Origin of the sequence: Clostridium sp. (assembly GCF_036642255.1) — a bacterium.
GTDB lineage: Bacteria > Bacillota > Clostridia > Clostridiales > Clostridiaceae > Clostridium_J.
Map to the genome: position 1 here is coordinate 1 of NZ_JAVWDJ010000068.1, position 12,011 is coordinate 12,011.

Genomic DNA, 12,011 nt, shown 5'->3' on the forward strand with positions numbered 1-12,011 from the left:
TTTCTTTTTCAAACTGTTTCTTGAAAATAGTTCCAAAAAGGAATCTTACTAAAGGCTGTATGAAAAACAACTGTGAGAAAAATGCTAACGGAAAATTGAATACTATTTTCTGCATCCACTGTACAAAAAACTCTACAGTGATACCATTATATAAAAGCGTAGCTATAAAGGACATCATTGGACACATTAAACCTACTGTTGCACATATGATTGCAGTTGTGATTACATATGGCTTATCTTCTCTTGGGTTTACAACACGGAAAGCCAATTTTAATGAAAGTGGCCCCGCGATAAATATTTGAAGTAAAAATGCAAAGACAAACTCAATTGGAATCACTCCACGAGATGCAACAAATACCTGATTTGACATCCCCCCCATTTCAAGGGCAAGATTATAAAACACGAATACATGAACCGTGATTGTCACGGATAAGAAAGCAAAAACTACTTTCTGAAATTTTGTTTTTGGCATAAAAAATACCTTCCTTCCTTTTACTTAAGTCAATGTTGTCGAATTTTAGACAACAAAAAAAGACACAGTTGGGGCTTTGTACCGTAATCAGATTTACGTGCAAAGCACAACATGTGTCGTTAATTCAAGCATATTATTTAATTCCTTAGTACTATACCAATTATTTTTAAAAAAGTCAAGTTATTGATTATTCAAAAACTTTCAAATGTCTAGCGGTTTGAGATAAAAAAAACACTAGGTAATATTGGTTATAAGTGGATGTTAAATAAAATAATATTATATTCGCTATTCTATTATGCATATTAAATATTAAATATTATTTGTTATATATTCTATATAAATCTTCATCACTGTGCTTTTCAAGTAGCAATAATTCCTCATAGGGATTCCCCATTAAATTTAATACCTTTGCAAAGGCAGGCTCTGTTTTTAGACCCTGGAGCTTTAATTCAATTATTTCTTTTTTAAAATCTTCACCATACAAAGTTAATAGCCTATCTTCCATGACCATATGTCTATATCCATTTCCTTTGTCTGTAGCTTCCTCTGAAGCATAAATTTCAATTTCAATATCATTCACTTCAAAATTACAAGTTAACACCTTTGCTTCCTGAGTGATTTTAAAGTTTTTATATATATTAAAATTACAAACCAATACTTCACGAAACATATTAAAATTTTCAACTTTGCAGATTATGTCTATATCACTGTTTTCTATATCAATGTCTATAGGTATGGTACCAACCACTATAGGGGTGTATTCTTTCAATATATCTAATACTTTTGTATCTGTAATTATTTCATAAGCCTTTCTTTGCTTCAAATTTCCACATTTTAAATAAGATACATCTTTCCAATTTTTACTTTTCATATAAACTCCTTTGGAATTAACATTAGTTTGGAACTTTATTTTTCTAACTTTTTATAACTACAAAGATAGCTATAGGTTCAGTAAAAGATTACTGTAGTTTACCATTAAGCATTATTCTCTAGATTTATTTTATCGTAAATTAACTATATTTTTGCTTTGATAATCTAGTAAAATTTAATAAATTCCATTTACTATTATAAATAAAAAGAGGTATATTGCAAATATAAATGATATTTGCGAATTATTAGAATTGCATTTCGTGTTTTTCACACAAAAGATTACCATTTAAAAATAAAACCACAGTCTTTATTTGAAACTTATATGATTTTTATGTTGCACTTTCAATATCTAGAGTATAACTTAAATATAGATAAATAGTGTTCAAAACCTCCAAATACATTGAATATCCAATATATTATATGCTGATGAAGCAATTCAGGAAGAAAGGCATGTATCAGGAATTATTGTAAATCCTGTAGAACAATTAGTAAATGCAGATGCATGGAAGCTAGTTATGTCATTTGAAAATTTGTTGTCTAATGCAATTAGGTATGGAGAACATGGATTTTATGTTGATATAGCAACAAAACTTGAAGGGAATATGACAGTAGTTAAAGTTATAAATTACGGTGAAACAATAGCATCAATAGATTTACCATATATATTTGATAGGTTCTATAGAGTTGAAAAGTCAAGAAACAGCAATATATGTGAATCTGGATTAGGCTTATCCCTAACAAAAATATTATAGAGCTTCATGAAGGAACAATATCGGCCTATAGTAAAAATGATAGAACTACTTTTGAGGTTAAATTACCAGTAAAGTAAATATCAATATGAAGAATATAGAATTAAGTGTCAACTTAAAGCAAGCTACTAGGGTTTCCCTTGTAGCTTTTAATTTATTGGAAATTTTAAGATTATTAATTAAGGATATTTTACACAGAAACTAGAAAGTTAGTGAGGCTATTAGTAAAATTAGATTCTAAGTAGTGATTGTATAATGAATAAATACAAAGCAGAGGATTTCATAGTTGAAAATGAAATAAACAAAGTTTTAACTCAAATAATTTATGAAAATAAAGGAATTTTACCATATTAGAAAGAATTAATAAGTTGATTGATATTTCTTAAAATCAAGGAAATTTCATGTTAAAAACTGTTTTAAAACACAAGATAAGGAGCTTATATGGGGATAGATATATGTAAGTATGTAAATATGAATATTTCAAGAAAACTGCCAAATTTTTTTGATTTTATTGAGGCAGATACAAGTAAAATATTTGGAACTAAAGGAGCTTTTATAGTTTTCAATATATTTAACCTTGCAACTATTAACGAAAAGTATGGAGTAGATATTGGGGATATATGTATAAAAATAACCTCTGAGTCAATAGATACGGTAATTTCAGGGTATGATAATATTTATGGTTATAGGTTTGGAAATAATGATTTTATAATCACTATACCTAATTATAATCCAGTAGAAATAGATGAATTAGCGGGTAAAGTAGAAGATGAATTTTATAAAAATATGAAAAACATTGGTTTCACTTTAGCACAATTAAATAAATTTACCTTAGATTACAATGAGCAAATAGATTGTGTTGAGGACTTTTACGAATTACTATTTGATAATGCTTGCGTATTAGGTAAAAGTAAAGAAGCTGAAAGGCGAATTACAAGGCATATAATAGGTACTTTTACTAAAAATATACGGAATACACTTGCGTCCTATAAAGAAGCAAATAATCTCGCACTAAAGGATGACATATCTGGACTTTCAAATCATCGTGCTGGTAACTTATTCTTGTCTGGATTAATAGAAGAATATACCCAAAATCAAAAGGCATTCACTGTATTGTTTATTGATGGTGATAACCTAAAGAGATATAACAAAATAAGCTATGACAAGGGTAATGAAATGATCAGAAACATGGGCCAAATAATTACTAATTCACTAAGAACTGAGGATAAGGTTTTTAGATGGCTATCTGGTGATGAGTTTTTAGTGGTTTTAAAAGATGTGGACAAGGAAAGAGCTTTAAATTTAGCTGAAAGTGTGCGAAAAGCAGTTGAGACAGAAACTCAAGAATGTATTTATCCAACTACCATTTCAATAGGTTTAGCTAATTATCCAAGTGACAGTATTTCAATAGAGGAAATCATAAATAAAGCAGAAAAAGCAAATAGCTATGCTAAAAATAATGGAAGAAATAAAATTGTTATGTGGAATAGCATAATAAAAGAAATATGATTTTAATCTACAGGGAACAAAAGTGAAGACTTAACTTATAAATTGAACTATATTGTTTCCCTTTAGGTTGCTGAAATTAATAAATTAACCATTAATAGTGGAACCTTATATAATTATTAGAAATTGTAAATATATTTCATAAGATACCCTCTATCGCAAGCTAGAGGGTATTTTACGCAAATCGAAACATTTATTAGATTAATTGAAATTAATTTCTTTAGTTTAGAAAATAGTTATAAATCATATTGCTCTTCAATTACAAGTATTCTTGGGAAGTAGATCGTTGCCAGTGGTGATTAATTGTTGATATTATAGCTTCAATCCCAAAAACATTACCTTTAATATCTAATTTTATGTTACTGATAAATCCACCCAAAATTAATACAATAAATTTTATATAATACTTTAACTTTATAAGTTGAAAAGGTATAATTATAAAAATATAATTTTCATATATACAAAAAATGTATTAACACCAATATTTGATTTACCTTTAAAGAACTGAAACTTAAACATGGGAGGTGTGTTTATTTGAAAGAATTTTATTATACATACAGTAAACCTAATAAAGGAATTAATCTTAAACAATATGTTTATAGAATCGGCTCATACCATTATAATTGGCACAATGATTTGGAATTACTAGTTGTTCTTAGCGGCGAGGTAGAAGTTAGCACAAATGGACAAAGTAGAATCCTTGAAGCTGATGATATTATTTTAATAAATTCAAATATGGGCCATGCCACTCTAGCAGTAAAGCCTGATAGTATTGCAATGGTAATACATATAGATCCCATTTTTTTAAAGGATTATTACACAAATATTGAATTCCTGTTTTTTGATTTATGGTCAACAAGGGAAACTAGAAATAAAAAAACTTTTGTATTAATAAGAGGTTTTCTTTCTGAAATGCTTTTATGCTCCAGCAAAGAAGATCCACAGGAGAAATTACTTTTTGAGAGTTCTTTCTATGCACTTTTACATAACATTGTGTTACATTTTCCACCTAAAGAAATTCATTCCGCAACTTTCATGATCAACCAAAAGAAACTTAACGCAATTGATAAAATGATTAAATATATAAATAAAAACTATAAAAAGAAGATAACCTTAGATAAATTAGCTAAGGAGAGTGGCTATAATAGCAGTTATGTATCTCAACTTTTCAAATCTTACTTAGGTATTAACTTCTATGATTATTTAACAAGGATAAGATTAAGAGAGGCCACACGAGAGTTAAGCCAATCAGAGAATAAAATATTAGATATTGCATTAGAACATGGATTTTCTGATATGAAGGCTTTTAATTCAACCTTTAAGGAGAGCTTTGGTAAGTCCCCTTCAGAGTATCGAAAACAATTAAATAATGAAAACACGAAAAATGATATGAATTTTAAAAAGGAATTTATTTCAATTGAAAATGAAATAGTTAATAATAAACTATTAGAATATATATCAGATAAAGATTTTAATTCTTTAGGAAATAATAAAAATAATCCTTTAAGGAGTTCAGAGAAAATCACTGAATTAACTAAATATATGACAGAAGTGTCCTGTAAATTGGAAAAAATCACTGGGGAGTTGGAAGAAACCAGGAGTTGTTTAGAACATGGCATTAAAGATTTCTTAGAGTAATTGCACTTTCACTTAAGATGATGCAGCATAGATAATGAAAGTGAATACATACTCATGCTTGAACCTACATTGGTTGTGCGAAGGCTTTCGCGAATGAAGAAATTATATTTTCATCAAGGCTATAACTTTGTATTAAAACTTAGAATAAAGCAGTTATAACGTTAGTAAGTTATCAATTTCAATAGATAGCTTTCTAACGTTATTTTTTACAAAATTTTCATAAAAATTTTTTTATTCTAAAGATTTACCCTTTGGAAAATATTTATATGATGTTGAGGGTTAGTAAAAAAACATATTGCTTAAAGCTCCTGTATTCCTATGATTCTTCAAATGGAAAGCAGGTTTTTTTTATATGATTTTTGAAAATTAGACTCAAGTTTTGCTCAGAATCTTAAAATATTTTAATTTTTATGTATTTAATTAAGGATAGTTGACTATTTTAAAATTTGTTAAATTCAATTCATGAAAATGATTTCAGCGTTATAAAAATGTCAATGAAACTTGGACTGGGATTAATATTACTTCACTCACTAGTATGAAATTATAAGGAGGTTAAATCAATGGAGAAAAGAGAAGCATTAGATCGATTAACAGGTCTAGTAGCAAATTTTACAGGAATGGTTGGTAAACGTCTTCCTGATGACGTTACAGCTAAACTTAAGGAATTAAGCGAAGAAGAAACAATGCCTATGGCTAAAATGATTTATGAAGCTATGGAAAAAAACCAACAGCAAGCAGGTGAGCTAAACAGACCATCTTGTCAAGATACAGGTTTAATTCAAATGTTTGTACGTGTAGGTTCAAAATTCCCATACATTGATGATTTAAGCACTGTTTTTAAGGATGCAGTTTATAAAGCAACAATGGAAGCTCCACTTAGACACAATTCAGTAGAAACCTTTGATGAGGTTAATACTGGCACAAATACAGGTACTAAATCTCCATGGTTATATTGGGATATTATTCCTGATAGTGACAAACTAGAGCTTGATGTTTACATGGCTGGTGGGGGTTGTTCACTTCCAGGTCAAGGTAAGACTTTAATGCCAGGGGAGGGATATGAGGGAGTTGTTAAATTTGTATTAGATATAATGACTTCTTATGGGTTAAATGCGTGTCCTCCATTGCTACTAGGAATTGGTATTGGTACTTCAATTGACTCTGCAGCTTATATGTCTAAACGTGCATTAATGAGACCTGTAGGAAGTCATAATGAAAATCCAAAAGCAGCACAACTTGAAAATGATTTAGTAGCAGCAATTGATTCTATAGGACTTGGACCACAGGGATTACGTGGAACAAAGTCAGTTATGGGTGTTAACATAGAAAATTCAGCACGTCACCCATCTGTAATTTCAGTAGCTCTTAATGTAGGCTGCTGGGCACACCGTAGAGGAACAATAATTTTTAATAGCGATTTAAGTTATGAAATGGTTACACACAAGGGTGTAAATATTGATAATAAATAATAACAAAAGGAGGTAGAACTATGAAGAAAATTTTAAATACTCCAGTTTCAAGTGAAGATTTAAAAGATATAAAAGTTGGTGATGTTATTTACCTTAATGGGCATATAGTAACTTGCCGTGACGTTGCACACAGAAGACTTATTGAATACGGAAGAGAACTTCCTGTAGATCTTAAAGGCGGAGCTATCTTCCATGCGGGTCCAATTGTTAAAAAGGTAGAGGGCGAAGAAGATAAGTTCGAAATGATTTCTGTTGGACCAACTACAAGTATGCGTATGGAGAAATTCGAAAAAGAATTTATTGATGAAACTGGTGTTAAAGTTATTGTTGGAAAAGGAGGCATGGGCCCTAACACAGAGGCTGGTTGTCGTGAGAACAAAGCTATACACTGTGTATTTCCAGCTGGATGCGCTGTAATTGCAGCAACAACTGTAGAAGAAATTGAAGAAGCTCACTGGAAAGATTTAGGAATGCCTGAAACTCTATGGGTTTGCCGTGTTAAAGAATTTGGTCCATTAATCGTTTCTATTGACGCAGAAGGAAACAACCTATTTGAGCAAAATAAAGTTGTATTTAATGAGCGTAAAGAAAGAGCTTTAGAAGATTTATACACTAAAGTTAAGTTTATAAAATAAACTTTTAAACCTGAATTTTTATTTAGTGGGAACCAGAGTTAAACCTAACTAGAGCATTACCTACCTTGGTTCCCTTAAAGTTTTCCAAAAGATTAAATTTAAACTTCATCCTGAAAGCCTATCTAGGGAACCAAAGTTAAGACTTAACTGATACTGAGCCTACCTTGGTTCCCAAATTTTTAAAAGCACTTAGTAATATTTGCTTTATTACAAGAATTTACAGATATGGATGGATAATTTTCTTATAAATGATCAATGAAATATGTTATTTATTTATACCTTAAAAAAGGAGAATTGAAAGCTTAAACTTTACAAGATCTTTATGTATGAGGGATCTATGATTAAAACATACTAAAATAGGAGGGGAGAACATGTTAACATTTTTAGCACTAGCAATGATTATTGTATTCATAGTTTTATTATCAAAGAAAAAACTGCCTGTATTTGCAGCTTTAACACTTGTACCACTAGTGTTTGGTATTATTGCAGCTTTAGTTACAGGGCATAGTTTACTTGATTTGTTCAAATGGATACAAGAAGGACTTTTCTTTAAATTAAATGCAAAAACCGGAAAGGTATCATGGGGAGTTATATCACCAGCAGCTACAATTTTATTCTCCATTTTATACTTTGATATAATGCTAGGGGTTGGATTATTCGATCCAGTAGCGGAGTTCTTTATTAAAAAAGCAAAAGGTGACCCTATGAAGGTTTTACTTTCAACAGTTATGGTTGCCAGCGTTGTTTCTCTAAATGGAGACACAACCACAACTGTTATCATCTGTATAGCAGCTTTCTTAAACCTTTATAAACAGCTAAATTTAAAATTAAGTTATTTAGCAATAGTTATCGTAGCTCCAATAGGAATTTGGAATCAGCTTCCTTGGGGTGGACCTACAATTGCAGCAGCAACTGCCCTTGGAGTTGAAATAAGTGATTTATTCCGTACATTGCTTCCAGGACTTCTTGCAGCTCAGGTTGTAGTTATATTAGTTGCAGCTTATTTAGGAAAAAAAGAAAGAAAACGTCTTAACTTCAATCCAACCAGCGGAAAAAACATATCAGAGGAACACTTAAACCAAATGCTTTCTGCAATCCGTGATAAGGATCCTGAACTAAAAAGACCAAAAATTTACTGGTTTAATCTTTTATTAACTTTTGGTTCATTAGCATTACTAATTAAAGGTGATATACATGGATCAATTATATTCATGCTTGCATCTGCAATTGCTCTTGTAGTTAACTACAGAAGTGTATCTGAATGTAACAATAGATTAGAAGATCTTGCTGAAGACGTTTTACCAACTGCTATAGTAACCATGGGTGCAGGGGTGTTCTCGGGAGTATTAACAGGAAGTGGAATGGCAACTGCATTAGCTAACAGTATTGCAAGTATTATTCCTACAGCTCTTGGCTCACATATGGCACCTATTTATGCTATTATTGCAGCACCAGCTATAACTTTCCTTCCTCAAGATGCCTTCTATTTCGGAATTGCATCTGTTATCAAAGGAGTTATGGTTCAATTTGGAATTACACCAATGCAGGCAGCTGTAGCATCCATGGTTGGACAGGCGTTTAGACTTATAAGCCCAGTTATTCCTGTTCTATATATGCTATGTGGTGAAACTAAACTGAATTTCGTTGAATTCCAAAAAGAATATATTAAATATTTCTGGGTTGTTATTGTAACCTATCTGGTGGTATTCGGTATAACTGGAGCACTTCCATATTAATAACAACTACTAAATCTCAGCTATATTCGTAAAGCTAACATAAATACACTTTAGGGCTGACTTAGTATATAAATGCTAAGCCAGCCTTTTACCATGACTTTTATTTATAGGATAAATATTTAGAAAATATTCAAAAAACAATGGTTTATAATTGTATAATAAGTTATAATTAAAAATTGAGTGTTAAGAAATCATATGATGATAAAAATGAAATATATCATGCACAGGGAGGGATAAATAGTGAATCCAATAAAAATTACTGAAACAGCACTAAGAGATGGACACCAATCTCTCATTGCTACAAGACTTACAACAGGCGAAATATTACCTATCCTAGAAAAGATGGATAAAGCAGGATACTATGCTTTAGAAGTTTGGGGTGGAGCAACTTTTGACTCTTGTCTTCGTTTCTTAAATGAAGATCCATGGGAGAGATTAAGAGAAATTAGAAAAACAGTAAAAAGCACTAAACTTCAAATGCTATTGAGAGGTCAAAACCTTTTAGGATATAAGCATTATGCAGATGATGTGGTGGAAGCCTTCATTAAAAAATCTGTGGAAAATGGAATAGACATCATAAGAGTATTTGATGCTTTAAACGACTTAAGAAATCTTGAAACTTCTATAAGAGTTATTAAAGAAGCAGGAGCACATTGTCAGTGTGCAATAAGTTACACCACAAGTAAGGTACATAATTTAGATTATTATGTGAAATTATCAAAGGATATGGAAGGGCTAGGAGCAGATTCTATTTGTATAAAGGATATGGCAGGGATATTAACTCCAAATTCTGCTTATGAACTAGTATCAAGGCTTAAGGAAGCTTTAAACATTCCAATAGAACTTCACACTCATTGCACTAGTGGAATTGCTTCAATGACATATTTAAAAGCTGTGGAAGCTGGAGTTGATATTATTGACACAGCAATTTCACCATTTTCAGAAGGTACTTCACAGCCAGCTACAGAATCCATGGTAGTTACACTTAAAGAAGGAGAAAGAGCTCCTAATTTAGATATAAAACTACTAAGTGAAATAGCAGATTACTTTAAACCAATCAGAGAAAAGTACAGAGAAAATGGAATACTAAACCCTAAGGTTATGGATGTTGAGCCTAATACTTTAACCTATCAAGTACCAGGAGGAATGCTATCTAACCTTCTTTCTCAATTAAAAGCTCAAGGTGCTAGCGATAAGTATGAAGCGGTGCTTAAAGAAATCCCAAGAGTAAGAGAAGATTTAGGATTTCCACCACTAGTAACTCCACTAAGCCAAATGGTTGGTACTCAAGCAGTATTCAACATTTTAGCTGGTGAAAGATATAAGATGGTGCCAAAGGAAATTAAAGAATATGTAAAAGGACTTTACGGAGCTTCACCAGCACCAATTAGTAAGGAAATAAGAGAGAAAATCATTGGAAATGATGAAGTAGTAACAACTAGACCAGCAGATTTACTTCAGCCAGAAATGGAAAAGTATAAGAAAGAAGTTGGAGAACTAGCAACATCTTTAGAAGATGTACTATCCTATGCTTTATTCCCACAAGTTGCAAAGAAGTTTTTTGAAGATAGATTACAAGGTAATGCAGTAGCAGTTGATGTAGAGAAGAAAACTGAAGAAAAATTAAAAAGCAATGAAGAAGAAGTTCACTATATTACTGTAACTATGTAATAGTTTCTTGTTTAATTGTGTTTCATAAGCCAAGTTACACTTTTATTAAGATTAGAATATTAAGTTACACAGATTAAGCTAAAAAGATATTAAGAGTCCCCATATAAGTAGTTAAACAGGGTGGGGTATTCATTATTTAAAGGTGGTGAAATACCATGGGAAGTTCTTTATTTTCAAGAGTCTTTGGGTTCTTATTTAATGGAAATAAGAAATCTGAAGAGGGAAGCAAAGAAAATAACATTGAAGAAACAGTTGGTAAAAGCAGTTATTTTCATAATGAAATTGATGAAGAGGATAGATTAGTAGTAGCACTCGCAGCTTCTATTATGGCTGGAAAAGATAAACCTAATTCACACTTTCATATATCAAAGATAACTAGAGTTGATAATAATTATTCAGCGGCTTCATTTCAAAGAGCTAATTACGAAATAGATGAGGAAGATAAATTAGTAGTTGCTTTAGCAGCATCTATTATGGCTGGAAAAGATAAACCTAATTCTCATTTGCATATATCGAAAATAACTAGAATCGATAATAATTATTCTGAAACTCCAGTTGCTAGAATTAATTATGAAATAGATGAAGAAGAGAAACTTGTTGTTGCTCTGGCAGCATCTATTATAGCAGGAAAGGATAAACCAAACTCTCATTTTCGCATATCAAAGTTAACTAGAGTAAGTTAACAGTTTTTTATATTGTTGAAGAAGTATGATATTAGCTTCAAATAAAGTTAAGTTCATTATAAGAATTTAATTTATTTATTTTAGCTATAAAAGCCACAGGGAGCCATAAATCAACACTTTTGGAATATGAAAAATTTATAAGAATCTTAATTTTAAGTAGGTTTGGCTATTTTAAAACATAAGTAGAAAATTAATTTTATCAAGAATCAATGTGAAAAATCACAAAATACTATAAATCAACTCACTTAGTGGGTGAAAAGGAAGGGATTAATAATATGAAAAAGTATGTTATAAAGTTAAACGGTAAGGTTTATGAAGTGGAAATGGAAGAGGTTACAGGAGAAACAAGTGCTGCCTATGATAGAGTAAATACAGCACCTCAAAGCCCTGTAGTGCAACAACCTAGCGCACCACAAACTACTACTCCACAAAACTACGCACCGCAAAACGTAGAAGGAGAAGCTCTTGATGCTCCTATGCCAGGGAATATCCTTAATGTAGCTGTAAAAGTTGGAGACACAGTTAAAAAAGGACAATTATTAATTGTACTAGAAGCAATGAAGATGGAAAATGAAATAGTTT

The 12,011-nt window shown here is 30.9% G+C and carries 10 protein-coding genes and 1 pseudogene; 9 read left to right on the top strand and 2 right to left on the bottom strand.

What is annotated here, in order from left to right:
* Together RR409_RS19565 and RR409_RS19570 are read right to left on the bottom strand one after the other, a co-directional pair.
* On the bottom strand, positions 1-472 hold a 472-nt coding region (locus tag RR409_RS19565), incomplete at its 3' end, for a DUF2798 domain-containing protein (protein WP_332559464.1).
* Between the two features lie 316 nt (positions 473-788).
* The gene (locus RR409_RS19570) at positions 789-1,343 is read right to left on the bottom strand and encodes a DUF4269 domain-containing protein (RefSeq protein WP_332559465.1); all 555 of its coding nucleotides are present in this window, start codon (positions 1,341-1,343) and stop codon (positions 789-791) included.
* 478 nt (positions 1,344-1,821) lie between these two features.
* Here RR409_RS19570 and RR409_RS19575 point away from each other — a divergent pair.
* The 9 genes and pseudogenes from RR409_RS19575 to RR409_RS19615 form a co-directional block, all read left to right on the top strand.
* Positions 1,822-2,171 (top strand): annotated as a pseudogene (locus tag RR409_RS19575) (HAMP domain-containing sensor histidine kinase); the annotation flags it as partial.
* Between the two features lie 361 nt (positions 2,172-2,532).
* Complete coding sequence (locus RR409_RS19580) at positions 2,533-3,600, top strand: diguanylate cyclase (protein ID WP_332559466.1); 1,068 nt, start codon at positions 2,533-2,535, stop codon at positions 3,598-3,600.
* Positions 3,601-4,131: 531 nt separating this feature from the next.
* A complete protein-coding gene (locus RR409_RS19585; protein WP_332559467.1) occupies positions 4,132-5,235 on the top strand; it encodes an AraC family transcriptional regulator in 1,104 nt (367 codons plus the stop codon).
* Positions 5,236-5,795: 560 nt separating this feature from the next.
* On the top strand, positions 5,796-6,704 hold the full coding sequence (gene ttdA, locus RR409_RS19590) for a L(+)-tartrate dehydratase subunit alpha (protein ID WP_332559468.1): 909 nt from the start codon (positions 5,796-5,798) through the stop codon (positions 6,702-6,704).
* Positions 6,705-6,724: 20 nt separating this feature from the next.
* Entirely contained in the window at positions 6,725-7,339 is a 615-nt protein-coding gene (gene ttdB / locus RR409_RS19595; RefSeq protein ID WP_332559469.1) for a L(+)-tartrate dehydratase subunit beta, read from the top strand.
* 371 nt (positions 7,340-7,710) lie between these two features.
* Positions 7,711-9,075, top strand: coding sequence for a citrate:proton symporter (locus RR409_RS19600; protein WP_332559470.1), 1,365 nt, complete (start codon positions 7,711-7,713; stop codon positions 9,073-9,075).
* 240 nt (positions 9,076-9,315) lie between these two features.
* Positions 9,316-10,746, top strand: coding sequence for an oxaloacetate decarboxylase subunit alpha (locus RR409_RS19605; protein WP_332559471.1), 1,431 nt, complete (start codon positions 9,316-9,318; stop codon positions 10,744-10,746).
* Positions 10,747-10,901: 155 nt separating this feature from the next.
* Entirely contained in the window at positions 10,902-11,429 is a 528-nt protein-coding gene (locus tag RR409_RS19610; RefSeq protein ID WP_332559472.1) for a hypothetical protein, read from the top strand.
* A 275-nt stretch (positions 11,430-11,704) separates the two neighbouring features.
* On the top strand, positions 11,705-12,011 hold a 307-nt coding region (locus tag RR409_RS19615), incomplete at its 3' end, for a biotin/lipoyl-containing protein (RefSeq protein ID WP_332559473.1).